Annotated in this window: 24 protein-coding genes, 2 tRNA genes and 1 pseudogene; 15 read left to right on the forward strand and 12 right to left on the reverse strand. The window is 70.5% G+C overall.

Features of this window, described 5'->3' with window-relative positions; translation table 11 throughout:
- From E1J50_RS27820 to E1J50_RS13030, 4 genes are all read right to left on the reverse strand, one after another.
- Positions 1 to 197: PilZ domain-containing protein (locus tag E1J50_RS27820; RefSeq protein ID WP_207919203.1), on the reverse strand; the 197-nt coding region annotated here is incomplete at its 3' end.
- 150 nt (positions 198 to 347) lie between these two features.
- Positions 348 to 596 carry a PilZ domain-containing protein gene (locus E1J50_RS28530; RefSeq protein ID WP_425374931.1) on the reverse strand — a complete coding sequence of 83 codons (249 nt, stop codon included), beginning with the start codon at positions 594 to 596 and terminating at the stop codon, positions 348 to 350.
- Positions 597 to 656: 60 nt separating this feature from the next.
- Positions 657 to 908, reverse strand: coding sequence for a pilus assembly protein PilZ (locus tag E1J50_RS13025; RefSeq protein ID WP_132254274.1), 252 nt, complete (start codon positions 906 to 908; stop codon positions 657 to 659).
- A 228-nt stretch (positions 909 to 1,136) separates the two neighbouring features.
- Positions 1,137 to 1,358, reverse strand: a complete 222-nt coding sequence (locus E1J50_RS13030) for a PilZ domain-containing protein (protein WP_245516565.1) — start codon at positions 1,356 to 1,358, stop codon at positions 1,137 to 1,139.
- Positions 1,359 to 1,524: 166 nt separating this feature from the next.
- Here E1J50_RS13030 and E1J50_RS13035 point away from each other — a divergent pair, with 166 nt between their 5' ends.
- The 3 genes from E1J50_RS13035 to E1J50_RS13045 are packed head-to-tail and all read left to right on the forward strand — an operon-like array spanning position 1,525 to position 3,395.
- Positions 1,525 to 1,842, forward strand: a complete 318-nt coding sequence (locus E1J50_RS13035; protein ID WP_132254276.1) for a hypothetical protein — start codon at positions 1,525 to 1,527, stop codon at positions 1,840 to 1,842.
- The gene (locus E1J50_RS13040) at positions 1,832 to 2,167 is read left to right on the forward strand and encodes a hypothetical protein (RefSeq protein ID WP_132254277.1); all 336 of its coding nucleotides are present in this window, start codon (positions 1,832 to 1,834) and stop codon (positions 2,165 to 2,167) included. Before E1J50_RS13035 ends, E1J50_RS13040 begins: the two co-directional genes overlap by 11 nt.
- A complete protein-coding gene (locus tag E1J50_RS13045) occupies positions 2,127 to 3,395 on the forward strand; it encodes a site-specific integrase (protein ID WP_132254278.1) in 1,269 nt (422 codons plus the stop codon). Before E1J50_RS13040 ends, E1J50_RS13045 begins: the two co-directional genes overlap by 41 nt.
- An 87-nt stretch (positions 3,396 to 3,482) precedes the next feature.
- Here E1J50_RS13045 and E1J50_RS13050 read toward each other — a convergent pair.
- A tRNA-Lys gene (locus E1J50_RS13050) sits at positions 3,483 to 3,558 on the reverse strand.
- 275 nt (positions 3,559 to 3,833) lie between these two features.
- Here E1J50_RS13050 and E1J50_RS13055 point away from each other — a divergent pair.
- Positions 3,834 to 5,894: a putative bifunctional diguanylate cyclase/phosphodiesterase gene (locus E1J50_RS13055; protein WP_165937853.1), complete on the forward strand. Its 2,061-nt coding sequence runs from the start codon at positions 3,834 to 3,836 to the stop codon at positions 5,892 to 5,894.
- 9 nt (positions 5,895 to 5,903) lie between these two features.
- On the opposite strand, the gene tgt is transcribed toward E1J50_RS13055, so the two are convergent.
- Together tgt and queA are read right to left on the reverse strand one after the other, a co-directional pair.
- Positions 5,904 to 7,079: a tRNA guanosine(34) transglycosylase Tgt gene (tgt, locus tag E1J50_RS13060; protein ID WP_132254280.1), complete on the reverse strand. Its 1,176-nt coding sequence runs from the start codon at positions 7,077 to 7,079 to the stop codon at positions 5,904 to 5,906.
- On the reverse strand, positions 7,079 to 8,173 hold the full coding sequence (gene queA / locus E1J50_RS13065) for a tRNA preQ1(34) S-adenosylmethionine ribosyltransferase-isomerase QueA (RefSeq protein ID WP_132254281.1): 1,095 nt from the start codon (positions 8,171 to 8,173) through the stop codon (positions 7,079 to 7,081). Before queA ends, tgt begins: the two co-directional genes overlap by 1 nt.
- A 171-nt stretch (positions 8,174 to 8,344) precedes the next feature.
- Between queA and E1J50_RS13070 the strand changes: the two genes are divergently transcribed.
- Positions 8,345 to 8,575 carry a hypothetical protein gene (locus tag E1J50_RS13070; RefSeq protein WP_132254282.1) on the forward strand — a complete coding sequence of 77 codons (231 nt, stop codon included), beginning with the start codon at positions 8,345 to 8,347 and terminating at the stop codon, positions 8,573 to 8,575.
- A 129-nt stretch (positions 8,576 to 8,704) separates the two neighbouring features.
- Positions 8,705 to 9,592, forward strand: coding sequence for a cation diffusion facilitator family transporter (locus tag E1J50_RS13075; RefSeq protein ID WP_132254283.1), 888 nt, complete (start codon positions 8,705 to 8,707; stop codon positions 9,590 to 9,592).
- Between the two features lie 6 nt (positions 9,593 to 9,598).
- Here the strand turns inward: E1J50_RS13075 and lipB are convergent, their stop codons facing one another.
- A complete protein-coding gene (lipB, locus tag E1J50_RS13080) occupies positions 9,599 to 10,318 on the reverse strand; it encodes a lipoyl(octanoyl) transferase LipB (RefSeq protein WP_132254284.1) in 720 nt (239 codons plus the stop codon).
- A gap of 69 nt (positions 10,319 to 10,387) precedes the next feature.
- Here lipB and E1J50_RS13085 point away from each other — a divergent pair, with 69 nt between their 5' ends.
- Both E1J50_RS13085 and E1J50_RS13090 read left to right on the forward strand, forming a co-directional pair.
- Positions 10,388 to 10,693: a FliM/FliN family flagellar motor switch protein gene (locus E1J50_RS13085; RefSeq protein ID WP_132254285.1), complete on the forward strand. Its 306-nt coding sequence runs from the start codon at positions 10,388 to 10,390 to the stop codon at positions 10,691 to 10,693.
- Between the two features lie 118 nt (positions 10,694 to 10,811).
- Positions 10,812 to 10,896: transfer RNA gene (locus E1J50_RS13090), tRNA-Leu, on the forward strand.
- Between the two features lie 347 nt (positions 10,897 to 11,243).
- Here E1J50_RS13090 and E1J50_RS13095 read toward each other — a convergent pair.
- Complete coding sequence (locus E1J50_RS13095; RefSeq protein WP_132254286.1) at positions 11,244 to 14,363, reverse strand: hypothetical protein; 3,120 nt, start codon at positions 14,361 to 14,363, stop codon at positions 11,244 to 11,246.
- Positions 14,364 to 14,901: 538 nt separating this feature from the next.
- On the opposite strand from E1J50_RS13095, the gene E1J50_RS13100 reads away from it, so the two are divergent.
- From E1J50_RS13100 to E1J50_RS13115, 4 genes are all read left to right on the forward strand, one after another.
- Positions 14,902 to 15,183, forward strand: coding sequence for a DUF1488 family protein (locus E1J50_RS13100; protein ID WP_132254287.1), 282 nt, complete (start codon positions 14,902 to 14,904; stop codon positions 15,181 to 15,183).
- A 151-nt stretch (positions 15,184 to 15,334) separates the two neighbouring features.
- On the forward strand, positions 15,335 to 15,796 hold the full coding sequence (locus tag E1J50_RS13105) for a hypothetical protein (RefSeq protein ID WP_132254288.1): 462 nt from the start codon (positions 15,335 to 15,337) through the stop codon (positions 15,794 to 15,796).
- A gap of 120 nt (positions 15,797 to 15,916) precedes the next feature.
- On the forward strand, positions 15,917 to 16,123 hold the full coding sequence (locus tag E1J50_RS13110) for a hypothetical protein (protein WP_132254289.1): 207 nt from the start codon (positions 15,917 to 15,919) through the stop codon (positions 16,121 to 16,123).
- A 77-nt stretch (positions 16,124 to 16,200) separates the two neighbouring features.
- The gene (locus E1J50_RS13115; RefSeq protein ID WP_207919204.1) at positions 16,201 to 16,626 is read left to right on the forward strand and encodes a DUF6894 family protein; all 426 of its coding nucleotides are present in this window, start codon (positions 16,201 to 16,203) and stop codon (positions 16,624 to 16,626) included.
- An 8-nt stretch (positions 16,627 to 16,634) separates the two neighbouring features.
- On the opposite strand, the gene E1J50_RS13120 is transcribed toward E1J50_RS13115, so the two are convergent.
- A complete protein-coding gene (locus E1J50_RS13120) occupies positions 16,635 to 17,078 on the reverse strand; it encodes a DUF488 domain-containing protein (protein ID WP_132254290.1) in 444 nt (147 codons plus the stop codon).
- Between the two features lie 212 nt (positions 17,079 to 17,290).
- Here E1J50_RS13120 and E1J50_RS13125 point away from each other — a divergent pair, with 212 nt between their 5' ends.
- From E1J50_RS13125 to E1J50_RS13135, 3 genes are all read left to right on the forward strand, one after another.
- Positions 17,291 to 18,160, forward strand: a complete 870-nt coding sequence (locus E1J50_RS13125) for a glycoside hydrolase family 25 protein (protein WP_132254291.1) — start codon at positions 17,291 to 17,293, stop codon at positions 18,158 to 18,160.
- 157 nt (positions 18,161 to 18,317) lie between these two features.
- A complete protein-coding gene (locus tag E1J50_RS13130; RefSeq protein WP_132254292.1) occupies positions 18,318 to 19,136 on the forward strand; it encodes a Crp/Fnr family transcriptional regulator in 819 nt (272 codons plus the stop codon).
- A gap of 145 nt (positions 19,137 to 19,281) precedes the next feature.
- Positions 19,282 to 22,074 carry a PAS domain-containing protein gene (locus E1J50_RS13135; protein WP_132254293.1) on the forward strand — a complete coding sequence of 931 codons (2,793 nt, stop codon included), beginning with the start codon at positions 19,282 to 19,284 and terminating at the stop codon, positions 22,072 to 22,074.
- Positions 22,075 to 22,211: 137 nt separating this feature from the next.
- Here E1J50_RS13135 and E1J50_RS13140 read toward each other — a convergent pair.
- Together E1J50_RS13140 and E1J50_RS13145 are read right to left on the reverse strand one after the other, a co-directional pair.
- Positions 22,212 to 23,224: pseudogene (locus E1J50_RS13140) on the reverse strand (efflux RND transporter permease subunit); the annotation flags it as partial.
- 54 nt (positions 23,225 to 23,278) lie between these two features.
- Positions 23,279 to 25,336 (reverse strand): methyl-accepting chemotaxis protein, encoded by a 2,058-nt coding sequence (locus tag E1J50_RS13145; protein ID WP_132254294.1) that lies wholly within the window; start codon positions 25,334 to 25,336, stop codon positions 23,279 to 23,281.
- Positions 25,337 to 25,628 lie beyond the last annotated feature (292 nt).

The raw sequence follows: 25,628 nt of genomic DNA on the forward strand, positions 1-25,628 counted from the left end.
CGCGCCGCACGCGTTTCTCCCGTTCCGGGAATCTCCAGTGTGAAGGCGTCGGGGATGCCGATCACGCTCACCACTTTAAGGCGAGCACCAGAAGGCGAGCGGTCGCGCAGTACACAGTCGATCACTCCACCACCTAGCAAGAGGATCTTGCCTGGGATCAATGCCCGCCGGCGCGTCTCTGACCGTTTGTCTTCCATATCGATCCCGCCCCGCGACTGCGGAGGCGAGCTTATTCGGCCGCGCATTAGCAAACGGTTGCTGCATTGCACCGCCATCCGCCTAGAAGAGAGCGCGATCGTGAGGCGGCAGCCGAACCGTCAATTTCTAGGCTTTGCGCCGCGCTGCTTTCAGATCGTGAAAGCCACGCCCAGCCGTTGCCCAGTCCGCCGCACCACCAGGCAGCTCCGAACAAGTCCGTCAGCGTGGACAACCAGATCAAACGCATCGGGCGGGCTGCTTGGCGGTTCTACCTCGATCAGAGCTCCTGCCTCCGACATGTTCCAGACAAGACATGGGGTACACGCCGCCTCGCCGAAGAGAAGCTCACCAGAGCTGAAACATTCGGCTCTTTGTTCTTTGCGACGCTCTGCGAACATAGATCTGCTCGTCCTGTCTGATTTTTTTGCGTTCACCAGCGCATGTGCGATGCGCCGATCTCAGAGCACGAATGCGACGCCGATCTTCCGCCCATCGCGCCAGATTTGCATGGCGTTGCAGTCTAGGTGCAGGGCGGCCACCGTCATTCGGAAGCGGATTGGCGGGCGTGTGTCAGGCTCGACTTCGATCAATGCGCCGAAGTCCGAGAGATTCCAGATCAGGCAGTCGAGCCGGTGCGGTTTTTCGTGAAAGAAAATCGACCCGAGCTTGAAGGCATTCCGGCGCGGTGCCTTACGGCGCTCGACGAACATCGCGCGACTCCAAGTGGCCCCAGCCGCTTCGTTACCTAATCACAGGTTAAGTATGTCTGAAAGTGTACAGGAAGCTGCGTGCGCTCTCCTCGCCAAAGGTGGATGCCCCCTGATGCTCTTCGCGCCCATCCAGCACCTCGATGTCCTCGACATCGGAGCCGTGGCATGACGCGCCCTAACACTGGTCGATGCTCCGCGAGCAGCGGTGCACTTCGCGAAGATGACCGGCTAAGCCGGGGTTTGAGCGAAAAATGCACCGATCTCGTCGGCCTTTCGCCAAGCGGTTCTGCAGACCCGACCAGGGCCGAGGCTCGGCGACGAAAGGAAGAAGACGTCTGGGACCTGCTTGGTTTCCAGCATGGTCACGCGAACGCCGATATTCGAGACGTCGTAGACGATGCAACCCATGGAGCTGTGCTCGTCGAGGGCAATGAAGCCGGGCTCGTCCACCCGGCGCCGTTCCTCAATTCGACGATCCTGCATCTGCCGTCCCGCTGTTGCCGTGCGCGACAGCAGCTTCGAAGCCTCCCGTTAAGACGGCTTCGTTGGCGAGAGCAGGATTTTACGCATCGGCTGCGTGATCGCCCCACAGTTAATACTGAACAGGAGGCGCGGCGTGGCTGAGCGTAACGAACCCGGCCGCACGACCTACGAGATGCGCTTCGCCGGGCAGAAGCTCGGTCCGCGCGGCGTCGCGTCGGCCTGGGCGAACCTCGAGCCGGAGGCGCAGGCGATCTGGGCCCGCATCGAGGCGGCAGCGACTGAAGATCTCCGCGCAGCAGCTCGGGAGGCCGTGCAGGCCCATGACGCCAGAGCCGGGGCGGTCGCGGCTGAGTCCGTCGATGAAGCGATTGAGGCCGAGAAACGCCTGGAGGACGCGATCAAGCGGCTGCGCGCGCTGATCTGGAATCAGGGGGAGAGGGATGACGCGTAGCGGACCTCCGAAGCCCACTGACATCCGCTTCAAGGTGGATCCCGGCGATGTGCCTCCGGAGAAGGTGGCGCGCCGGATGCACCTGTCCGAGGCGCAGTTCCGCGAGTGCCTGCCGCGACTGCTGGCGCGCGGATTCCCCATGCCGGATCCAGACACCGGCATGTACGACCTCGAGGCCGTCGACCGCTGGCGGCACCGCAGGCATGCTTCCCTCTTCCCGGAGCTTGCTGCAACTCTGCCGCCCGAGCCGGCGCCACCGGCCAAGAGCCTGGGAGCGAAGTTCCGTGAGGAGCAGGAAGCGCGTCGGGGCGGTCGAGCTGCCTAGGTACGTCTGGAGCCGGCCGAACAAGATCGGACGGCACTATTACAGCTACACCCGCCACCGCGGCCGCGAATGGGCGTGGCCTACGATCCCCATCCCCTTCGATCCGCAGACCCAGGAATTCTGGCAGCGCTGCAAGCAGTGCGAAGCGCTGGAGGCGGGCCAGGAGAACGGTGAGTGGAGCTGGTCCTGGCGTGGGCCGAGCGGACGCCTGTACCCCCTGCCCTCGCCCAAGACGCCTGAGTTCTGGTCCGCCATCGACGACGTCGAGAAGCGTGATGCCTCGCGAGATGGAGAAGACCGGAAGACGTTCGGCGCGCTCGTCGAGGCGTACACCGCGCACAAGGCCTACATCGACCTCGCCGACCTGACGAAGCGGGACTACGACCGGCACCTCCGCGAGATCGTGCGGATCTGGGGCGACGAGCCGGTTGCGGCGCTGACCGCGGTGGATGCCCAGGAGGCGATCGACAGCTTCCAGAGCACGCCCTCGGTCGCGCGCTACTTCCGCGCCGTGTTGTCCAAGCTGATCGGATTCGGGGTGCCGCGCGGCTTCGCCACCGTGAACGTCGTGGCTGGCACCGAGAAGGTCGAGCACGAGGTCGAGCCGCACGAGCCCTGGCCGGACTGGGCCTTCGAGCTCTTCTTTGAGCATGCGCGGCCAGCCCTCCAGCTGCCGGTCTACTCGGCGCTCTACACCGGGCAACGCTCGGTCGACGTGGTGCCGATGGTGCGCCCGGCTGCTGGCGCCAACGCGATCGAGCTCGTCGCTCGCAAGACCGGCAAGAAGGTTTTCGTGCCGATCCACTCCGAGTACCGCGAGATCCTAACCCGGACGCATCTCGACCACCCTGCCCTGCACCTGCGCGAGGACGGCGAGCCGTGGACGCTGGCGGCCTACCGCACGGCCTGGCAGCGCGACTTCACCAGCGTGAACGCGAAGGGCACGCCGACATCAGCCCCGGCCGCGAAGAAGGCCGCGATGGCGCGGCTGCGCGAGGCCGGCCTCGTCTTCCATGGGCTGCGCAAGAATGCCGTGAACATGCTGCTGGAGGCTGGGGGCACCGAGGCCGAGGTGTCGGCGATCGTCGAGATGTCGGAGCAGATGGTGCGGCATTACAGCCGCGACGTGAACAAGCGCCGGCTCGCCCGGAACATGATGCGCAAGCTCGAGGAGGGCTGGGTCGAGACGCGTCGCAACCTGTTCGGCGAGGGCGCTTCCAGGAGGTGAATGCACACACCAGGTCCGAAAATGCACACACCGTGCTGGCTCGGGCAGGCCAGAGATCAAGTAAATCGCTGATTAAATGAAGATATTTGGTGAGCGCGCTGGGACTCGAACCCAGGACCTACAGATTAAAAGTCCGTTGCTCTACCAGCTGAGCTACGCGCTCGCATCCGCCATGGGCGTGGCTGTCGGGCCGCGTCCGGGGAAGCGTGGCTCGCAATAGGGGAGCGGCTTCGAGGGGTCAACCGGCCCGTCCCGGCACTTCGCGTCGGGCGATGATCTCGGCGTCGCGGCAGATGCACCGAAACTGTCCTTAGGTTGATCGGGACTGATCACATTTCGGGCAAGTCCGAGCGAGAAACACGAGCCGCACCGATCCCCCTTTAACCTGTCGTTCTGCCTGTTGATCGTCTCATGGCGGCAGTTCGAGGACCCCTCCACATGGCCGCGCCCGACGCCGTCGATGCCAACCTGATGTACCGCCTTCTGGTTCAGGGCGTGACGGACTACGCGATTTACATGCTTGATCCGCAGGGGGTGATCAGCAACTGGAACGCCGGGGCTGAGCGAGCCAAGGGGTATCGGGCCCACGAGATCGTGGGCCGGCACTTCTCCTGCTTCTACGGAGAGGAGGAGCGATCCCGGGGCGTGCCGCATCAGGGGCTGGAGACGGCCCGCCGCACGGGGCGCTTCGAGGCGGAGGGGTGGCGCGTCCGCAAGGACGGCAGCCGCTTCTGGGCGCACGTCGTGATCGAGGCGATCCACGGCGAGGACGGTCGCCTGCTCGGCTTCGCGAAGATCACCCGCGACTGCACCGAGCGCCGTCTGCAGGCGGAACGGCTTGAGGAGACCTCCGCCAATCTCGACCTCGCCCTCGCGCACATGTCGCAGGGCCTGTGCCTCGTCGACGCACGCCGCCGGCTGATCCTCTGCAACGCCCGCTTCCGGGAGATCCTCGTCCTCGACGCCGCCCTGACCCAGCGGGGCACGCCGCTTTCCGCCATCCTGCGGCGCCTCATCCGGGACGAAGGCGTGGGATCCGGCGAGCCGGGCGCGCGTCCGCTGCGCCCGTTCAGGCCGGCGGGCGCGGCGATCCCGCTGTCCCGGGACCTCACGCGCCAGGGCCGAACGATCGCGGTCACCACGCGCGCTTTGCCGACCGGGGGCTGGGTCTCCACCGTCGAGGACGTGACCGAGCGGCGCCGGATCGAGGACAGCATCCTCCACATGGCGCACCACGACGCGCTCACCGGATTGCCGAACCGGGCCGCCTTCGGCGCTCACCTGGAGCGCGCGCTCGCGGCGAACGGTGCGACGGCCGTGCTCTGCCTCGACCTCGACCGCTTCAAGGCGATCAACGACACGTTTGGTCACCCGGCGGGCGACGCGCTGCTGAGGACCGTGGCCGAACGCCTGCGGGGCGTGCTGCGCGGCAGCGGCATGATCGCCCGGCTCGGCGGCGACGAGTTCGTCGTCGCCCTCGCCGGGACGGGGGACGGACGCCCGATCGAGGGGCTGGCCGAGCGCCTCATCGAGGCGGTCGGCCAGCCCCTCGAGATCGACGGACATCTCGCCCATGTCGGGGTCAGCGTCGGCATCGCGGTCGGGCCGCGCGACGGAGCCGATTCCGACACGTTGTTCCGCAACGCCGACATCGCCCTCTACCGGGCCAAGGCCGCCGGGCGGAACACGTACCGCTTCTACGAGACGGGCATGGATGCGCTGGCGGCTGCCAGGAACCTGCTCCAGCTCGAATTGCGCGACGCGGTGCAGACGGGCGACCTGCGCCTTCACTACCAGCCGGTCATGGACCTGAGGCGCGACGGGGTCGGAGGGTTCGAGGCGCTCCTGCGCTGGCCGCATCCGCAGCGGGGCTCCGTGCCGCCCGACACCTTCATCCCCATCGCCGAGGAGACGGGTCTCATCACGAGACTCGGGGCCTGGGTGCTGCGCGAGGCCTGCCGGGAGGCCGCCGTCTGGCCGGAGGAGATCCGCGTCGCCGTCAACGTCTCGGCCGTGCAGTTCGCCCGCGGCAGCCTGGAGGAGGTCGTCACCCTCGCCCTCGCCGTCTCGGGCCTCGCCCCGCATCGGCTCGAGCTCGAGATCACCGAATCGGTCCTGATGAGCGACAGCGAGGCGGTCGTCGCCTGCCTCCACCGCCTGCGCAGGATGGGCGTGCGCGTCGCGCTCGATGATTTCGGCACGGGCCACTCGTCGCTCAGCTACCTGCGCCTGTTCCCGTTCGACCGGATCAAGATCGACCGCTCCTTCATCCGCGAGATCGGCCGACCGGAAAACGTGGCCATCGTGCGCGCCGTCCGAGCGCTGGCCGCGGATCTCGGGGCCGCCATCACCGTCGAGGGCATCGAGACGCAGGAGCAACTCGCCTTCGTGCGTGGCCTCGACTGCGAGGAGGCGCAGGGCTTCCTGTTCAGCAGGCCCCTGCCCGCCTCGGACCTCGCGCCCTTCCTCGCCACCCGCCCGACCGCCCGCGCAGCCTGAGCGGCCGCCCTACGCCGATTCCCGACCGGACGCGCGCTCCATCTCGGCCCGCGCCCAGGTCTCGCGGGTCTCGCCCGCGAAGTCGGCGAGCCGCCCGGCCCGGATCGCCGCGCGCATGCCCGCCATCAGCTCCTGGTAATAGGCGAGGTTGTTCCAGGTCAGCAGCATCATGCCGAGGATCTCGTCCGAGCGGACGAGGTGGTGCAGGTAGGCCCGGGAATAGTCGCGGGCGGCCGGGCAGGCGGAGGTTTCGTCGAGGGGGCGCGCATCCTCGGCGTGGCGGGCGTTGCGCAGGTTGACCCGGCCGTGGCGGGTATAGGCGAGACCGTGCCGCCCGGCCCGGGTCGGCATCACGCAGTCGAACATATCGATCCCACGCTCGACCGAGCGCAGGAGGTCGTCCGGCGTGCCGACGCCCATCAGGTAGCGGGGCTTGGCCGAAGGCAGGTGCGGCTCCACCGCCTCGATCATGGCGAGCATCACCGCCTGCGGCTCGCCGACCGCGAGCCCCCCGATCGCGTAGCCCTTGAGGTCGAGGCCGACGAGCGCCCGGGCGCTCTCGACGCGCAGAGCCGGCACATCGCCGCCCTGCACGATGCCGAACATCGCCTTGCCCGGCTGCTCGCCGAAGGCGCTTCGGCAGCGCTCGGCCCAGCGCAGCGACAGGTGCATTGCCCGCTCGATCGCCTCCGGCTCGGCCGGCAGGCGCACGCACTCGTCGAGCTGCATCTGGATGTCGGAGCCGAGCAGCCCCTGGATCTCGATCGAGCGTTCCGGGCTCATGTGGTGCGCGGTGCCGTCGACATGCGAGCGGAAGGTGACGCCCTGCTCGTCGAGCTTGCGCAGGCTCGACAGCGACATCACCTGGAAGCCCCCGGACTCGGTGAGGATCGGCCCGTCCCAGCGCATGAAACGGTGCAGGCCTCCCAGGCGGGCCATCCGTTCGGGGCCGGGGCGCAGCATCAGGTGATAGGTGTTGCCGAGCACGACGTCGGCGCCCAAATCGCGCACCTGCTCCGGGTACATCGCCTTGACGGTCGCGGCCGTGCCGACCGGCATGAAGGCCGGCGTCCGGATGGTGCCTCGCGGCAGGGCGATGGCGCCGGTGCGGGCATGGCCGTCGGCGGCGTCGACGCGGAAGGTGAACTCGGTCGGGCGCGGATCCTGCGGGGTCGGGTCTTGCATCAGGTGCGTCCGTCCGGGAAGAGCAGGCTCGAATCGCCGTAGGAGTAGAAGCGGTAGCCCGCCTCGATCGCGTGGGCGTAGGCCGCCCGCATGGTCTCCAGTCCCGAGAAAGCCGAGACCAGCATGAACAGGGTCGAGCGCGGCAGGTGGAAGTTCGTCATCAAGGCGTCGACCGCGCGCACGGGGATGCCGGGCGTGATGAAGATGTCGGTCGGCCCCTCGAAGGCGCGCAGCCTGCCGTCCGCATCGGCCGCGCTCTCCAGGAGCCGCAACGCCGTGGTGCCCACCGCCACGATCCGCCCGCCCCGGGCCCGCACTGCGTTGAGGGCCTCGGCCGTCTCCGCGTCGAGCCGGCCGATCTCGGCGTGCATGCGATGATCGGCGGTGTCGTCGGCCTTCACGGGCAGGAAGGTGCCGGCGCCCACATGCAGGGTGACCCTGTGGCGGGAGAGGCCGGCCGCGTCGATTCCGGCGAGGAGATCCTCCGAGAAGTGTAGCCCCGCGGTCGGGGCGGCGACGGCACCCGGCTCGGCCGCGTAGACGGTCTGGTAATCTGTGGCGTCACGCGCGTCGGCTGGGCGCTTGCCCGCGATGTAGGGGGGCAGCGGCAGGGTGCCGAGGGCGGCGATGCGCTCGTCGAGGATGGGGCCGGCGAGATCGAAGCGGAGCACGATCTCCCCGCCCTCCCCCTTCTCGACGAGAGTCGCGGTGAGCCCGCCGAGCTCGCAGGGTGCGCCCTCCCAGTGATCGCCGAAGCGCAGGACGTCGCCCGGGGCAAGGCGCTTGGCCGGCCGCGCGAAGGCGCGCCAGCGGTCCGGCGCCTCGCGCAGGTGCAGCATCACCTCCGTCTTCAGGCCTGCGGCGCCGGGCCGGGTGCGGAGCGCCTGGAGACGGGCTGGGATCACCCGCGTGTCGTTGAAGACGAGGGCGTCGCCCGGCCGCAGCAGGCCCGGCAGGTCGCGCACCGCCCTGTCCTCCAGGGACGGGTGGCCGCCGGGGCGCACGACGAGGAGGCGCCCGGCATCGCGCGGGTGGGCGGGCCGCAGCGCGATGCGCGCCTCCGGCAGCTCGAAATCGAACAGGTCCACACGCATGGGGCGCTGAAGTGCACGCTTCGCGCGCTCCGATCAATGCGGCGCGTGGCACGGCTGACCTGCTGCCGGCTGCCCTCACCTCGGACCGGCCGGCCACCGAGGCCGGCTCAAGGCTTGACCGCGCCGCGCGCCGGTTCACCATGCGCGCCTCACTGGAGGTGGAGACGAACCGTGCAGGACGGCAAGATCAGGCGGCGGATCCGTCAGACGCTCGATGCGCAACTCGTCGGCTACTGGGATCGGGAGGCGGCCCGCCTCGATGCCCTCGCCGAGCAGGCGCGGTTCGGCTGGATGGCGCGGCGCTACCGGCGCAAGGCGGTGCAGGCCCGGGCCCAGGCCGATCGCAGCCGGGTCCGCGAGGCCGCGCGGGGCGGCGGGGACGCCGCGTCCGAGGGCGCATGAGAAGGGTCGCGGACGCCTATAGCTGCGGCTAACACCTTTGCCGTGGCCTTGCGGGCCGTCCCCGGCCTATGTGCGGGCGGACAACGGCCGGGCGGACGCCCTCGCCAAATCCCCTCGCTGAAACCCCCCATGGAACGCACCCAGAAAGCCGCCCTCGCCGGCGTCGGCGTCGGCGCCCTCGTCACGGCCCTCAAGTTCGGCGCCTTCTGGCTGACGGGGAGCCTCGCGCTCTACTCCGACGCGCTGGAGAGCATCATCAACGTGGTGGCGGCGGGCTGCGCCTTCGTGGCACTGCGGGTCGCCGCGGCGCCGCCCGACGCCGACCATCCCTACGGCCACCACAAGGCCGAGTACTTCTCCGCGGTGATCGAGGGTGCGCTCATCATCGTGGCGGCGCTCCTGATCCTGCGCGAATCCTACCACGGCATCCTGGCGCCGAAGGCCCTCGACGCGCCCGCGCTCGGCCTCGCCGTCAACGGGCTCGCCACCCTGATCAACGCGGCCTGGGCGGCCGGCCTGATGCGGCGGGGCCGGGCCTGGCGCTCGCCCGCCCTCGTGGCGGATGCCCGGCACGTCCTCGCCGACGTGTTCACCTCGGTGGGCGTCCTCGTCGGCGTCGCCCTCGTGGCCGCCACGGGCTACCTCGTGCTCGATCCCATCGTGGCCGGGCTCGTCGCCCTCAACATCCTCTGGTCGGGCTGGGGCATGGTGCGCGAATCGATCGACGGCCTGATGGACCGGGCCGCGCCCCCGGAGATGGTCGAGCAGATCCGCGCCCTCATCTCGACCCATGGCGCCGGCGCGCTGGAGGCCCACGACGTGCGCACCCGCCACGCGGGCCAGGCGACCTTCATCGACTTCCACCTCGTGGTGCCGGGCGAGATGACGGTGGCCGATTCCCACGCCATCTGCGACCGCCTGGAGAGTGCGATCGAGGGCGCCATCGAGGGGGCTGTCGTCGTCATCCACGTGGAGCCCGGCGATCACGCCAAGCAGCGCGGCGTGCCCGTGATCTGACCCGGATCAGGGCACGAGCACGGTCTCGCCGAAGATCGTCTCGAAGGCGGCGCGCAACTGCATGTCGACTTCGGGCAGGCTGACGAGGTGGCCGAGATCGACGAGGCTCGTCACCCCGTGGCCGCGGATGCCGCAGGGGACGATGCCCGAGAAATGCGAGAGATCCGGCTCCACGTTGAGGCTGATGCCGTGGAAGCTCACCCAGCGCCGCACCCGGATGCCGATCGCCGCGATCTTGTCCTCGGCGCCCTCCCCCTTCCCGGGCCTGCGCACCCAGACACCGACCCGGTCCTCCCGGCGCTCGCCACGCACGTTGAAGGCCTGAAGCGTCGCGATGATCCAGGCTTCGAGCGCGGCGACGTAGGCGCGCAGGTCCGTGCGTCGGCGCGCGAGATCGAGCATCACGTAGGCCACGCGCTGGCCGGGCCCGTGATAGGTGAACTGCCCCCCCCGCCCCGTGCGATGGACGGGAAAGCGCTCGGGCTCGACGAGGTCCGCCTCTCGCGCCGAGGTGCCCGCCGTGTAGAGCGGCGGGTGCTCGAGGAGCCAGACGCATTCGGGCGCGGCTCCGCTTCGGATCGCCTCGGCCAGCGCCTCCATCTCGGCGACCGCAGCCTCGTAGGCGACGAGATCCTCGCTCACCCGCCACGCCACCGGCGGCGAACCGGGCCGCGGCCGGAAGGCGTCGGGCGCTGTGGCGAGGCGGGAGACGGCGTCGTTTACCAAGACTTCACCATGATGCGTGGACAGTCGGCTCCGAGCCGGCCGTCGCCGGCAGTGCGGGGCGTGCGTCGCGTGGCGGTTCTCGAAGATCTCAAGGTCGATCTCACGGTCGTGCTCGGGCGCAGCCACATGCCGCTGCACATGCTGCTGCGCATGGGACGCGGCGCGGTGATCGAACTCGAGTCGACCGAGACCGATATGGTCGAGATCCTCGCCAACGACCACCCGATCGCCCGCGGCCAGATCGTGGTGACGGGCAACCGCATCTCCGTCGAGGTCACCGAACTGATCCGCAAGGCCGAGGTGATCCGCACGCCCGGCGTCAGCATCGGCGAGGGGGCGGTTCCGCTCATCGAGACGGATCTGGAGCCGGTCTGATTGCAACGCGGCGCTTGTCGGGGCGGATTCGATCTGTTATCCGCTGCGCCGCTCCCCGAGAAACGGCCCGCCCCGCGGACCGGACGAACCGGGAGCCCGGCCCCTCACGGGCGCCGATGCGGCCATGGCGGAATTGGTAGACGCGCTAGCTTGAGGTGCTAGTCCCGCGAGGGGTGGAGGTTCGAGTCCTCTTGGCCGCACCAACTTGATTTTGTTGGTGTTTCTCCTCTCATCTTCGGATCCTTCGAAGCTTCGCTGAGTGCGGTCTGGAGACCGATTTGCGAGGTGTGGTCAGGTGATGTCTTGGGACGGGTTTGCGCGAGGTTCCAGCTCCTGAGAGGGCGGAGCTACCTGCGAAATAAAGACTCCCATGTTAGCCTGGTGAAACGCTGAGGAGTTCGGTCCGCGAGACCGAGCGTGATCGGGGCGCGTGATCCGGCCCGACCGTGGACGATGGACTCATCCGATCGCGCTTGCGCGCATGGGTCTGCGCCGAGCGCTTCGCCCGGTTCGCCGAGCGAACCCAGGCCATGGTGCCCCGGCAGGGACCCTAGAACTCCCCCGCCAGCCCGGCCCGCACCCCCTGAGAGCTGCTCTGGCTGTAGCTGTAGCCTGCCGTCAGGGCGATCGGGATCGACGTGTCGAGGCGGTGGGCGAGGGCGAGGCCGCCGGCCCATTCGCCGCGGAAGGTGGCGCCGTTGAGGGCCCAGGTCGTGCGGCCGGGCTGGGACGGCATCGAGGCGGCGGTGGACGCCATCGCGGCCGCGATGCCCTGTCGGGCCTCGCGCCGGCTCGCCGCCGCGTACTGGCCGAGGCCGTTGATCTGTGCCCCGAGCGCCCCGATCTGGTTCTGGAGGCCTGCGAGGTTGGCGGGGCCGGACTCCGCGAGGGCGAGGTTGCCGTTGGCGTCCGCCGTCACGAACCGCGTCGCCCCGGTCTGCGCCGCGCGGCTGGCGGCCGTCCCGAGGCCCGCCAACGTATAGGTGCTGCGCTCGCTCCCGACCGCGACCTGCCCGGCCCGCGTGGTGGCGACGCCCGCGCCGATCGCGATCGCGTTCGCTTGGCTGGCGCGGGCGCCCCGGCCGAGGGAGAGACTGTCCGCCCCTTGCGCGCTCGCCCCGACGCCGACGGCGGTGGCGCCGGCCGCACTCGCCGTGGCCGAACGGCCGAGCGCGGTGGAATCGTCGCCCGTGGCGCTCGCGTAGGCGCCGAAGGCCGAGGCCTCGTTGCCGCCCGCAAGCGCCTGGTATCCGACCGCCGTGGTCGGATCGGCGACGGCCCGCGCGCCCGTACCGATCGCGGTCGCGCCCTCCCAGGTCGCCTGGCTGCCGGTGCCGATCGCGGTCGCTCCCATCGCCGCCGCGAGGCTGCCCTGGCCGAAGGCGGCGCTGTCCGTCCCGCTCGCCACGCTGCGGGCCCCGATCGCCGTGCTGCGATCGGCCGTCGCCGCGCTGTCCGTTCCGAGCCCGGTCGTCTCCAGGCCGTGTGCGGTGGCGTCGGAGCCGACCGCGACGCTGCCGGTGCCCGAAGCCGCCGCCCCGTAGCCGCTGGCATAGGCATCCCGGCCCGAGGCGCTCGGCGCCGCGGCCCCGCGCGAGTTGTTGCCGCGCACGGGAAAATCCTTCAATCGCGCCTCGAAGGCCTGTGCCGTCTGACCGAGTTGCCCGACCGTGGCTGCATCGCTCGGCGCGACCCCGCTCGCCACGCCGCTGATGCGGCGAGGGCCCTCGGTGCCCGAGACGTCGACGGAACTCCCGCCCGTGCCTCGCCCGATCGCGACCGGCGCGCCGGGAGCGGGCTGCTGCACGAGGCCGGTCCCGCCGCCGGTAGCGCCCCCGACGCTGCTGCTCTGGAGGCTCGCGACCTGCTGGGCGACGGCGTCCAGGCCGCTCGCGGTCCGGACCAGGGCGAGGTCGACGGCCCCGAGGGCGCTGCCGACATCCGCGTAGGAACTGCCGCGGATCCGGTAATCCGGCGCGCTCCAGGTGCCCGCCATCGCATCATAGCGGCTGCCGCCGCCGAGGCTTGCCGCGACGGCGGTGCCGAGATGTCCGAGCGCGACGCTCACCCGTGCCGTGTCCGCCCCCTGCTGGGCGAGCTGCTGGTTGGTCGCGAAGAGCTGGCCGCCCGTGACGGCATCGGCCGAGCCGACCGCCAGCGTGCCCGCGGAGACGTGGACGATCCGCCGCTCCGCACCGGACGTGCCGACCGAGACCGTGCCGGCCTCGGCCGCCACCGAGCCGTTGCCGAGCGCCACCGAATGGGCAGCCGCGGCGGTCGTTCCGAAGCCGAGGGCGAGGGCGTCGGTGCCGGTGGCCGCGGCCGGCAGGCGGCCCGACTCGTTGGTCGCCGCGACCGGCCGGCTGGCGAGGCCGGAGCCGAAGACGGTCACCGCCGCGTCGAGTTGGGCCAGGGTCACGGCATCGCTCGCGCCGAGGCCGGCCGACAGGCCCGTCACCCGGCGGTTGCCGGCCGTGCCGGCGATATTCAGCGTGGTGCCGTCCGTGCCCGCACCGACCGTGAGGGTGCGGCTTGCCGGATCCTGCCGGACGAGGCCGATCGTGCCGCCGTCGAGGCCGCTGCGCAGGCTGCCGAGATCCGTTCCGAGCGTCGTGATCGCCGCCGCGTTCGCGCCGATCCTCCCGTCGAGGGCGCCGATCGCGCCGGAGACGGTGGCGTAGCCCGTCCCCTGCACCGTGAAGGTCGGCGGCGTGTAGCGCCCAGTCGTCGGATCGAAGGCCGCTCCACCCCCGAGCGAGGCGGCGAGGTTGCCGCCGACGCTCGCGAGCTGTCGCAGGTTGACGGCATCGGTCGGCAGCGTGCCTCCCGCCACGTTCGTGATCTGGCGCTCGGCGCCGACCGCGCCCACGGAGACCGCGCCGCTCGTCGACGTCACGATTGTGCCGGTGAACGCTTCCGAGCCACCGCCGAGGGCGACCCGGTTCGCGATCGTGCCCGCGCCGAGGGCGACCGCGCCCGCGACGGTCGCCGTGCTGCGCGCGCCGAGCGCGACCGCTCCGGGGCTCGTCGCCGCGGCGTCGGTGCCCATCGCCATCCCGTCATCGCCCTCGACGCGGCCGCGAAGGCCGAGCGCGATGCCGCCGCCCCCGGTCACCGCGGCGCCGTTTCCCAGGGCCAGGGCATCGTGGCTTCCCACCGCCGTGACGGCCCCGTCCCCGATCGCGACGGCGCTCACGGCGCCCGCGCTCGGCGCGATCGCCGTGAGGTTGCCGAGCCCGCTGACGCGGCCGGCGCCGATCGCGACACCCCTGCTCGCGTCGAGGGAGAGAGTGGACGCGCGGAGGTTGCATCCGCCGGGGCTCGCCACGCTCGCCAGATTGCCGTTCGCGTCGAGAACCCCGACGCGCAGCGTGACGTCGGAGAGGGGCGCGACCACGTTCTGGTTCAGCCCGTTCACAAGCCCATCCAGGACGGTGTTGAGCCCGAGGGGGAGCCCCGGCGTGACCGCTCCCACGCTCTGGAGTTGCGGCAGACGCACGCCGAGCCCTGCACAGACGTCGATCAGCCCCGGCGCCTGGGCGCTGGCATCCGTGGGGATGAGGGCGAGGGCACTGACGGAACAGGCAAGGAGCGAGATCGGTTTCGGGCTTCCGCCCTGCCCGCCACGACGTCCGGCCGATCCAACTTTTGAACGAAAAATGTCCAACATTTGATAACCCTAGATTGTCTTCTGGGCCATTCAACGTCCCGGAAACCTTAATGTGCGGTTAATATTACAACCTGTGGTTAAAAGCCTAGGAGCTGTGCTGAAATTCCCTCCACAACACCGCGATTCGACGCATTTCGACTATGGAAATGCCCTCCGCATGCCGATATTATCTTGAATACGATAGGATTAGCCGCCCCAATTCCGTTGCAGGGGCGGAATTTTTCTGTTTTCCATGCCCTGCTTGTGTCGCGGCATCGCCCTGTGTTGGTCATCCCGGATCTGGTGGAATTGCATCAGCGACGTCTCGCCATCTGATGTGTTGTCTGATCATTCCCGCTCTGAATTGACCTTCGAAGCGGGCTTGGCGGCGTTTCTGTTGCTGGATGGCAACAGGCGGCCGCAATCGATGATGGGAGGTATTAGCGACGTGCGGAGCGCCCTGACGGTGGAGATTCGTACTGTTTCGTGCGAATGCTTGACTGCTCGCGCCCGCGCTCACTTGAAAGGTTGTGTTAACCGTGTCGACGCCGGAGGCCGCATGCCGCTCTCCCACAATCGCTTCGACGACCCGCATATCGACCGGGCCACTTCCGAGCACATCCGCTTCTCGATGACGGACGGCCAGCGCATCGTCGCGGGACGCGTGCCGATCGCCGCGTTGCGGGCCCGGCTCGGCGGCGATGCCGCCGATCCCCTCGTCCTCTACGGCCGCTGCCGGGAGGTGGTCGAGGCGGCAGCGAGCCGGCGCTTCGACCGGGACGGTGCGCCCGACGCGATGGTCGACCTCGATTCGGACGATCTGGCGGACGCGCGCGCTTGATCGAGGGACCCGGCGACAGATCGCCCGTGCTGTGGTCCCCGGCCTGCCGCTCTTAAACAAAGTGAAGGCGGTTCCGCGTTGCCGGGCGGAGTCTCCCGGTTTCGGGCATTCGGGCCCGCTGGCCCGGGCCCGACCCAACGGGAGGCTCGCCATGGAACACAGGGGTGTCGATCGGCTTCAGGCCGTCGCGGAGGTCACGTCTCAGCCCCCTCTCCTCGCCACGCGCCGCGCGCGCCTGGAGCGGTGGGCCGAGATCCTGGAGCGCGATCCGCACCGCGTCTTCGCGACCTTGCCCGAAGTCGAACTGGTCCCCTGGCCGCGCCGGGGCACCCTGCGTTCGGAGAATTCGCCGGTCGGCCTCGCCCTTGCCGATCCGCTCCTGCGCGCGAGCGGCCTGATGAACGATACCTACGGCGAAGCCCGCCGCTTCTTCGGGCTGCGGGAGGGACAGGCTCACCGCCTCCTCTGCTCCTGCGTGAACGGCCGCCAACTTCGGGCCGATCTCACCGCGCGTCGGCTGCGCGCCATCGCCGGCTACCGAACGGAGCGCTGGATGCTCGGCCTCGCGACCGGCGCGGCGTGCGTGCCCGGGTTGATGTACCTGTTCGGGTGAGCGGCCGTTCCGGGTCCGGCGATCCCCGGGTCGAAACCGGCTGGTAACGCGCGCGGAGGCAAGGTCCGCGCACGAGCCCGGCCGGGTGAAGCGGCCGAGGGACCAGCCACGGGATCCTGAATGCTGACGAAAGACCAGCTCGCCGCGGAGCTGAAACGCATCGCCACGACGCAGATCAGCGACATCACCCGCGCGGTGAAGGAAGGCCAGAAAGCCATCGCCCTCAACGAGGTGCGGGACATGGCCCAGCGCCTCAACAGGCTGGCCGACGCCTTCAGCCCGAAAGCTCCCGCACGTCCGGCCACCGAGGGTGCCGAAGCCGCTTGAGCGGCGGACGTTCCGATCCTCCGACGAGGGGCGGCCCGCGCGGGCCTTGCGCCCCAGACGAACCGGGAGAGCCTGCCATGCCCCGCTTCTTCTTCAACATCCGCCTCGATGACGCCTATCTGCCGGAGCGCACCGGGCAGTGCCTGCCCGACGCCGAGGCGGCGCGGGCGGCCGCACGCACCATCGTGCGCGCCCTCGTCTCCCAGCACGGGGGCGAGCCGCGCCTCCTCAACGCGGCCATGGTCGTCACCGATGCCGAGGGGGCGGAGGCCTTCGAGCTCTCCTTCTTCGAAGCGATCTACGTGCCCGTGGCGGCGCCGGAGCCCCTGCGCGCCCTGCCCCGGGCCGCCGCGATCCGTCCTCCTGCCGCGACCGATCTCCTGCGCGCCAACTGGGCGCGCCTGGAGCGCCGCCTGCGCGGCTGGCGGGTCCTGTGGGCCGAGACCCTCCGCGCGCTCCAGGCCCGGCCGCGCTTCTCCCTCGGATTCGACGGCGGGCGCTGAGGCGCGTCTCAGCCGAACAGGTCGACCACGGCGAAGCCGTGGCCTGCGAGGCGCTCGGCGAGGACGCGCCGGTGGCAGCGCTCGGGGTCGCGCTCGAAGCAGAGCAGGCAGACGGGCTGCCGGGCCGCCATCTCGGCCAGCGCCTCGAGGGCGAGGCCCCCGTCGGCGGTGTCGAGCACCTCCTCGCAGTAGATCCGCCGCATCAGCGCGGCGTCGTGCGCGCGCGCGGCCTCGCGGCCGGCCTTCGGCGTTCCGAGCTCCCGCAGATGGGCGTAGCCGAGCCCCGCCTCCTCCAGCCCGGCACGAAGGGCGCCCTTCGAGAAGCCGCGCTTGCGCGAGTTCGCCACCGCACGGACATCGGCGAGGAGGCCGATCTCGGCCTCCTTCAGCGCCGCCCGCAGCCGCTCCGGGTCGAGGCCTTCGTAGCCGATGGTAAACAGGATCTTGCTCAACGGCACCATCCTTCGAAACGCGAGGCGCGGCTGCAACTTAAGGCGAGCGGCCGGTCGCGCCAGGGGCGGTCCCGCGGCGCCGGCGGGCCTCCATGTCACCGGCCTGCAACGACTTCCGGAATTCCGCCGCAATGACCGCAAAGGTCTGTTAACCGCGCAAGGGGCATCGAATACCCGTGATTGTGGCGCATAGGACGATGGGCCGGGCATCGATGTCGCAGTGGAACGGGACCTCCCTGACAGCTGACGCTCCGCGCGGCCCCTTGGCCCGCTGGCGCGCCGGCGCGAAGCGGGTGCTCGCCGCCGGCCTCCTCGCGAGCCTCGCCGCCTGCGCCGCCAACACTGATTTCTATCCCACCAAGGGCGACGCGAAGCCCCATCCGGGCGTCGCCCGGGCCAAGCGCCACCCGGTCCAGGGCATCGACATCTCCCGCTGGCAGGGGCCGGTCGACTGGGCGTCCGTGCGCGGCGCCGGCACCCAGTTCGCCTTCATCAAGGCGACGGAGGGCGGCGACCACGTTGACGAGCGCTTCCGTGAGAATTGGGACGGGGCCGCCCGGGCCGGCGTGCCTCGGGGCGCCTACCACTTCGTCTACTGGTGCCGCTCCGCGCAGGACCAGATGGAGTGGTTCAAGCGCAACGTCCCGAACGACCCCTCCGCCCTGCCCCCGGTGCTCGACGTCGAGTGGAACGGCCACTCGCAGACCTGCCCGCGCCGTCTGCCGAAGGCGCAGGCGCTCGGCATGATCCGCTTCATGCTCGCCGAGATGGAGCGCTACACGGGCAAGCGGCCGATCATCTACACCGACATCACCTTCCACAAGGACGTGCTGGAAGACGAACTGCCCGACTATCCCCATTGGGTCCGCTCGACGGCTGCCGAGCCCGAGCAGCGCTTCGCCAACCGCAAGTGGATGCTCTGGCAATTCACCTCGACGGGCCGGGTGCCCGGCGTGCGCGGCGACGTGGACCGCAACGCGTTCTACGGGACGCCCGCCGAGTGGGCTTCCTTCCTCGCGACCGATTGCGATCCGCGCGAGCATCGCAGCCTGACGGCACAGGGTCTCTGCTCCGGAAAGTAGCGACACGCCTGCGTCCCGCGAGGCCGGGGCGCATCCCCGCCAGCCCTGCCGCGCGGCACCGCGAAATTGTTCAGTGGTCTGTCTACAAGTAGACAGACTAAGCCTGAAACGCTGCTGTAGGGAACATGCGTAAGCACTCGTTCCAGCAGCGTAGCCTATGTCGTCGGCGTTCGACTCCCTCTTCGAAGGCAATCTTCTTCTCAAGGCGCTGCACGATGACGATCGTGCGCTGCTCGGGCCGCACCTTGAGCGCCATCATTATGCCAAGGGCGACACCCTGTTCTCGGCGGGCAGCGCCGTGTCCGCCATCTCGTTCCCCTGCGAGCAGACGGTCGCCACCCTGGTGATCGCGATGCAGGATGGCCGCAGCGCCGAGACGGCCACGATCGGCCGCGAGGGTGCGGTTGGCGGCGTCGTCAGCAACGGCTGCCTGCCCGCCTCGACCCACGCCGTGGTGCAGATCGGCGGTCCCGTGCTGCGCATGGAGGCGACCCGGCTGCAGGAGGCCAAGCGCCGCTCGGCGACGCTGCGCAACCTGTTCACCCGCTATTCCGATTGCCTTCTGGCGCAGGTTCTGCAGTCGGTCGCCTGCAACGCCCTCCATCCAATCGAGGCGCGCTGCCTGCGCTGGCTCCTCACCCTGCAGGATCGGATCGGCGCCGATACCCTGCCGATCACGCACGAATTGCTCGCCGCGATGCTCGGCGTGCAGCGAACCTACCTCACCCGGATCCGGCGCACGCTCCAGCAGCAGGGGCTGATCGAGGTCGGGCGCGGGCGCATCACCATCCTGAACCGGACGAGCCTGGAAAACGCCGCCTGCGAGTGTCACGGCAACGTCAAGCGCCACTTCGAGACCGTGCTCGGCGCCGTCTACGGGCCGAAGGGACATCTCCTGAAGGTCCGGCCGCCCGAGGATGCCCGAGAGGCGCGCTCGCTCGCCCTGGCCTCGATGACCGAGAAGGCCGACCGATGAGGGATCGGATCCACGGGGATGCCTTGAATTGCGCACAATCGAAAGTTAGGCCGACCGGGACGGTGCGGGCCTCGGTCGTCCGGACATGAGCGGCTGCCCGCACCCCCTTGCCTGAGCCCGCCCGGACCCTCCCCATCTCCCCCCGATGAGAGACGCCGACCGAAACGCTGCCGAGTCGAGCGCCGCCGAGGAACGGCTCGCCGCCCTTGCGCGCTACCACATCCTCGATACCCCGCCGGAGGCCGGTTTCGACGACATCGTGCTGGTCGCGAGCGAGCTCTGCGCGGCGCCCGTCGCCCTCGTCAGCCTCGTCGCGGCGGACCGGCAATGGTTCAAGGCGCGGGTCGGGTTCGAGGCCTGCGAGACCGGGCTCGACAGTTCGGTCTGCGTTCATGCCCTTGCCGGGCCCGGGCTTCTCGTCATCCCGGATCTCAGCGCCGATCCCCGCACCCGCGAGAATCCGCTGGTCACCGGCGCGCAGGCCCTCCGCTTCTACGCCGGCGTGCGTCTCGACACGCCGGAGGGCCTGGGCCTCGGCACCCTCTGCGTCCTCGACAAGGCGCCGCGACCCCGAGGGCTGACGCCGGGCCAAGAGGCGGGCTTGCGCGCGCTCGGCCGCCAGGTCACGGCGTTGATCGAGCTGCGCCGGACCGTGTCCCGACGCGAGGACGATATCCGGCGCCGCCACGAGACGCAGGAGATCAGCAACGCGAGTGCGATCCGCCTCGGCGAGAGCGCGCTCCTGATGCGGCTCGCCATTGAGGCGACCGGCATCGGCATCTACGATTACGACCTCGTGGCGGACCACCTCGAATGGGACGGGCGCACCCGCGCCCTGTTCGGGGTCGGCGCGGGCGAGCCGGTGAGCTACGCCGGCACCTTCCTTGCCCGCCTTCACCCGGACGACCGGGCTCGGGTCGAGGCCGCCCTACAGGCTGCCCTCGACCCGATGGGGCGCGGCGTCTTCGAAAGCGAGTATCGGGTCGTCGGGCCCGACGGGGCGCTGCGCTGGCTCGCCGCCCGGGGCCGCCTCGTCGTGTCGGGGGGGCGGGCGACGCGCATCGTCGGCACCGTCCTCGACATCACGGCCCGCAAGGAGGCCGAACTCGCCCTGCAGGCGACGCGGGACCGCTACCAGCTCGTCACCCGCGCCACCAACGACGCGATCTGGGACTGGGACCTCGTCGCCGATCACGTCCTCTGGAACGAGGCGCTCCAGACGGCCTATGGCTGGGCGCCGGAGCAGGTCGAGCCGACCGGCGCGTGGTGGATCGACCACGTCCACCCGGATGACCGAACACAGGTCCATGCCGACATTCGCGCCGTGATCGACGGGGCGGAGAGCGAGTGGAGCCACGAGTACCGCTTCCTGCAGGCCGACGGCAGCTACGCGGAGGTGCTCGACCGCGGCTACATGGTCCGTGGGCCGCAGGGCGAGCCCCTGCGCATGATCGGCGCGATGCTCGACATGACCGAGCGCAACCGGAGCGAGGCGCAGTTCCGGGCCGTGTTCGAGGGCGCCAATGTCGGCATCGTGCAACTCGATCCCCGCAGCCTCACGGCGCTGCGGGTCAACGCCAAGCTCTGCCGGATCTGGGGCGCGGAGCCGGAGGACATCGTCGGCCATTCCGTGGCGAAGTGGACGCCCGAGGAGGATTCCGTCGCCCGCGACGCCCTGCACCGGCGCCTCGCCAACGGCGAGATCATGCAGGAGACCCTGGAGAAGCGCTACCGGCGTGCCGACGGGCGCCTGATCTGGGGGCGGGTGAACCTCGTCTCGCAGGTTCTCGGCGACGCGATCCAGACGACGGCGATGATCGAGGATATCACGCAGGAGCGCGTCGCTGACGTGTGCCAGGCAGCCCTGATCGTGCTCGGCGACGTCCTGCGCGATGCCCCCACCCGCGAATCCATGCTGGCAGAGGCTGTGGGCATCCTCGGGCGGACGCTCGGGGTGGCCGAGACCGGCTTCTGCGACATCGACCTGCCGGACGGCAGCTACCGCGCGGTCGCGCGCTGGCCCTCGCCCGCCGATCCGGGCGCCCGCTCCCTCGCCGGCTTTCCCCGCACGCTGCAGGCCCTGCGGCGGGGGGAGGTCCTGGCGGTGGCCGACATCGCGGCCGATCCGCGCTTGGCCCAGGAGGCTGAGGCCTACGCGATGCTGGGCGCGCGCAGCCTCCTCAAGATCCCCCTCGTCCAGCGGGGCAGCCTCGGCGGCGTGCTCTACGTCTACGCGCCGACGGCGCGGGATTGGGTCCCGGCGGAGGTTACCTTCGCGCGCGACGTGGCTGATCGGGTCTGGGGTTCGCTCGGCCGCCTCCAGGCCGAGGACCAGCAGCGCCTTCTCAACCGAGAGCTGAGCCACCGGCTCAAGAACACGCTGGCCATGGTTCAGGCCATTGCCGCGCAGACCCTGCGCAACGCGCCCGATTTCGAGACGGCGAAGGAGGCCCTCGCGGCCCGCCTGATCGCCCTCGGAAAGGCTCACGATCTCCTGCTCACCGGCGAGCGCGAGAGCGCGGGGATCGACGCGGTGATCGCGGGCGCCCTCTCGCTGCACGACGATCGCCAGCCTGGCCGTTTCGCCGTCCGGGGACCCGCGGTCGAGGTCGGCCCGCGGGCGGCGCTCTCGCTCAGCCTGATGATGCACGAGCTCGCCACCAACGCCGCGAAGTACGGCGCGCTGTCCGTCCCCGAAGGCCGGGTCGCCGTGGAGTGGGACATCGCGGCCGACGGCGCGGAGCCGCTCGTCCGGATGGCCTGGACAGAGAGCGGCGGCCCGCCGGTCTCGCCCCCCTCGCGGAAGGGGTTCGGCTCCCGCCTGATCGAGCGGGGCTTGGCCGGCGCGGTCGGCGGCGAGGTCGCCCTCGCCTTCGAGCCCGCGGGCGTGGTCTGCCGGGTGACGGCGCCCCTCTCCGGCTTCCAGGCGGCGGAGTAGGCTACTCCGCCGGCTGCGGCGCCGCCTCCGGCGCCGTGCCGGCCTCCCGCCCGCTTCCGACCGAGCAGCCGCTCGGCGGCGACGTAGAAGGTCGGGGTGATGAACAGGGTGACGAGGGTCGCCACCAAAAACCCCCCGATCGCCACCGTGCCCATCGAGAGGCGGGCATTGGCCCCCGCCCCGCTGGCGATGGCGAGGAATACCGCGCCGAGGATGAAGGCGAAGGACGTCATCAGGATCGGGCGGAGCCGCAGGCGGGCCGCGTCCTGGGCGGCCTTCAGCGGATCCTCGCCCCGGTTCCGGCGCAGATCCTCCGCGAAGGCGACGAGCAGGATCGCGTTCTTGGCCGCGAGCCCGACGAGGAGCAGCAGCCCCACCTGCCCGAAGATGTCGAGCGGGAGCCCCTCAGCGCCAGGAAGCCGACCGCCTCGAAGATCGCCACCGGCGTCGCGAGCAGGATCACGAAGGGCAGGCGCACCGACTCGTAATGCCCGGCGAGCAGCAGGAAGATCATCAGCACGCCGAGGCCGACGATCAGCGGCGCGTAGCCGCCCGCGATCTTCTCCTGGAAGGCCACCTCGGTCCAGGCGACGGCGTAGTCCGAGGGCAGCTTCTCGGCGGCGAGCCGCTCGATCACCGCGATCACCGTGCCGGAACTCGCCCCCGGAGCGGTGTCGACCGCGACCTCGATCGCCGGGTAGGTGGTGTAGGAGAGGACCGCGGTCGGGCCGCTGACGAAGCGGGATCGGACCAGGGAACCGAGCCGCACCGGCTTGCCCTGGCCATTGTGGACGGTCAGGCGCTCGACGTCCTCGATGGTGCGCCGGCCGCTCGCCTCGCTCTGCACGTAGACTTGGTAGACGTAGCCGAACCGGTTGAAGAGGTTGACGAAGGACGAGCCCACATAGGTGCCGAGCGCGTCGAACAGGCGCTGCAGGGGCACGCCGTAGCTCGTCGTCGGCAGGGCGCGGCCGATCGAGGGCAGCTTCGTCACCTCCTCCAGGAAGCGGTCGTCGGCTTGGGCGAGCTTCACGCTGCCCGCGCCGCTGCGGTCCTGGATCTGCAGCGTCAGGCCGCCGATCGAGCCGAGGCCCGCCAGCGGCGAGGGGTTGACGATGCGCCGGAAGCCCGGAACTGAGGCGTCCCGCACGGGCCGCCAGCCGGCGTTCCCCTCCCAACGAGGAGGAGAACGCGTTGCGCGCCCTCAGGCCGCCCGCACTGTCGCGAGGAAGCTGCCCACGGCCGCGCGCAGGTCGTTCGCCTGCGCCGAGAGGTCGCCCGCGGCGGCGAGCACCTGCGCCGAGCCGACACTTGCGGTTCCGGCCGCCTCGCTCACCCCCGCGATGTGACCCGAGACCGCGCGGGTGCCTGCCGAGGTCTGCGCCGTGGTGCGGGCGATCTCGGCGGTGGCCGCGCCCTGCTCCTCGACGGCCGCCGCGATGTCCCCGCCGATCCTGGCGAGGCGCTGGATCACGCCCGTGATGCCGTCGATCGCCGCGACCGAGGTCGTCGTCGAGGCGGTGATCTCGGAGACCTTCGCGGCGATCTCGTCGGTGGCGCGCGCGGTCTGGCTCGCGAGATTCTTCACCTCGGCGGCCACCACCGCGAAGCCGCGGCCCGCCTCTCCTGCCCGCGCCGCCTCGATCGTGGCATTCAGCGCCAGCAGGTTCGTTTGGCCGGCGATGTCCGAGATCAGCCCGACGATCTGGGCGATGCTGCCAGCGGCGGCCGCGAGGCGGTGCACCTCCCCGGCCATGTCCGCGGCGTCGCGCTCGGCCGCCGCCGCGAGGTCGGCCGAGGCGGTGACCTGGGTGCCGATCTCGCGCACGGAGGCCGAGAGTTCCTCCGTCGCCGCCGCGACCGTGTCGGCCGAGAGGGCTGCCTCCTGCGAGGCATTGGCGACCCGGGCGCTCAGGGAAGCGGTGTCGCCTGCGGCCCGCGCCATGCCGCCCGCGGCGGCCTGGAGCTGGGTGGCGGCCGAGGAGACGGCCGCGACGATGCTGCCGACCCGCGCCTCGAACCCGTCCGCGAGGCTCAAGGCCGCCGCGCGCTGGGCGGCAGCGCTCTCCTGCGTCATCTGCTCCTGCTCGGCGCGGATGCGGTGCCGCTCGCGCACGCTGTGGCGGAAGTCGGCCGCCGCCGCTGCGATGGACCGGACCTCGCGCGGGCCGCCCTCGGGGATCGCCACGTCCTCCTCGCCCCGGCCGATCGCCGTGAGCGCCCGCGACATCCGCACCAGCGGGCGAGCGATGGCGGTGCCGAGGCCGAAGGCCAGCGCGCCGGAGAGCAGGAAGGTGGCGAGCCCGGCCCCGGCCCAGAGAGCGAGGCTGCGGTCGGCCTGTGCCCGCACGGCGCCGGCCACCGCCAGCAGGTCGCCGGTGAGGCCGTCCTCGACGCGCTTCAAGGCGTCGATGCGCTGGGAGGCGAGCTTGAACCAGAGAGGGCTGTCGCGGAAGGCGAGCCCTTCGCCCGGCAGCGTGTCGAGGACGAGCTTGCGCAGGCGCGCCACCTCGCGGGCGGATTCCGCCGCCTCCGCCGTCTCGAAGGCGGCGGTCTGGGCGGGCTCGGCGCGCAGGCGGAACAGGGCCTCGTAGGTCCCCTGGTTGGCCGCGAGCGTCGTCAGCCGCTTCAGCCCGGCGAGATCGAGGCTGCCGCCCGCGACGATCGCGGAGGCGGCCGCCCGCTCCTGGCCGGCGAATTCCTTGAGCGAGAGGAAAGCTGCGTAGGTGGCGAGGCGATTCGCGATGCCGGCGTGGCTCGCGGTCTTCGACATCTCGCCCACCATGCCGAGCCCCTGGCCGATGAGCCCGGTGAAGTAGGCCATTGCCTGGGGCGGGGTCGGCTCCAGGGCGTCGACCGCCTTCCGCTGTCCCTCGAGGCGCCCGAGATCCTCCCGGAATTGCGCCACCTGCCGTGCGAGAGGCCCGCCGGATCCCGCGCTCGCCGATGCCGAGACCGCGCCCGCGAGGTCCGCCCGGGCCGCATCCGTACGCGTCCGCTGGGCGGCGAGCTCCGCCCTGAACTGGCTGCCCTTCGAGCCGAGGAAGAGGCTCGACGCACCGCGCTCGCGCTGGGCCTCGTGCACGAAGGCGCTGACCTGCGAGGCAAGGCCGACGAGATCCTGGACCGCTTCCATGCCGGCCCGCTGCTCCAGGCGATCGGAGACGGCGAGGGCCGCCACCACCGCGAAGGCGAGGCAGGGCGCGAGCGCCACGGCCAGGATGCGTCCCCGCAGGGACGCGATGAAACCACCCGTTCTCATGCCGATATCAATCCAGAATTGCAGTCCGAATCTGGATCGGCGCGGTGATGTAAATTCAGCGTTTCCGTTTCGAGATTCTGCTCAACATTTGGTCATAAGAATCAAATTTGAGCATTCAAGATCCCTGAAGAGGCGCGGGGACTGTCGAGGAGGGCGCGACCAGCACGGACCCGCGCGTCGGAGACCGGTTGGACTCGGGCTTGGCGCTTCCTACATCGGGATAGCGCCCGCGTATCGGCCGGCCCGGTCCCGGGTTTGCTCCTGTACCGTGTTTGTTCTAAGCAGGATCGTG

This window comes from Methylobacterium segetis (assembly GCF_004348265.1).
Taxonomy (GTDB): Bacteria; Pseudomonadota; Alphaproteobacteria; order Rhizobiales; family Beijerinckiaceae; genus Methylobacterium; species Methylobacterium segetis.

Bases quoted from the DNA above. Each gene is read 5' to 3' on its own strand.
- E1J50_RS28530 (WP_425374931.1), bottom strand. From the start codon at position 596: ATGTTCGCAGAGCGTCGCAAAGAACAAAGAGCCGAATGTTTCAGCTCT.
- E1J50_RS13025 (WP_132254274.1), bottom strand. From the start codon at position 908: ATGTTCGTCGAGCGCCGTAAGGCACCGCGCCGGAATGCCTTCAAGCTC.
- E1J50_RS13040 (WP_132254277.1), top strand. From the start codon at position 1,832: ATGACGCGTAGCGGACCTCCGAAGCCCACTGACATCCGCTTCAAGGTG.
- E1J50_RS13055 (WP_165937853.1), top strand. From the start codon at position 3,834: ATGGCCGCGCCCGACGCCGTCGATGCCAACCTGATGTACCGCCTTCTG.
- tgt (WP_132254280.1), bottom strand. From the start codon at position 7,079: ATGCAAGACCCGACCCCGCAGGATCCGCGCCCGACCGAGTTCACCTTC.
- queA (WP_132254281.1), bottom strand. From the start codon at position 8,173: ATGCGTGTGGACCTGTTCGATTTCGAGCTGCCGGAGGCGCGCATCGCG.
- E1J50_RS13075 (WP_132254283.1), top strand. From the start codon at position 8,705: ATGGAACGCACCCAGAAAGCCGCCCTCGCCGGCGTCGGCGTCGGCGCC.
- E1J50_RS13095 (WP_132254286.1), bottom strand. From the start codon at position 14,363: ATGTTGGACATTTTTCGTTCAAAAGTTGGATCGGCCGGACGTCGTGGC.
- E1J50_RS13100 (WP_132254287.1), top strand. From the start codon at position 14,902: ATGCCGCTCTCCCACAATCGCTTCGACGACCCGCATATCGACCGGGCC.
- E1J50_RS13105 (WP_132254288.1), top strand. From the start codon at position 15,335: ATGGAACACAGGGGTGTCGATCGGCTTCAGGCCGTCGCGGAGGTCACG.
- E1J50_RS13110 (WP_132254289.1), top strand. From the start codon at position 15,917: ATGCTGACGAAAGACCAGCTCGCCGCGGAGCTGAAACGCATCGCCACG.
- E1J50_RS13115 (WP_207919204.1), top strand. From the start codon at position 16,201: ATGCCCCGCTTCTTCTTCAACATCCGCCTCGATGACGCCTATCTGCCG.
- E1J50_RS13125 (WP_132254291.1), top strand. From the start codon at position 17,291: ATGTCGCAGTGGAACGGGACCTCCCTGACAGCTGACGCTCCGCGCGGC.
- E1J50_RS13130 (WP_132254292.1), top strand. From the start codon at position 18,318: ATGTCGTCGGCGTTCGACTCCCTCTTCGAAGGCAATCTTCTTCTCAAG.
- E1J50_RS13135 (WP_132254293.1), top strand. From the start codon at position 19,282: ATGAGAGACGCCGACCGAAACGCTGCCGAGTCGAGCGCCGCCGAGGAA.
- E1J50_RS13145 (WP_132254294.1), bottom strand. From the start codon at position 25,336: ATGAGAACGGGTGGTTTCATCGCGTCCCTGCGGGGACGCATCCTGGCC.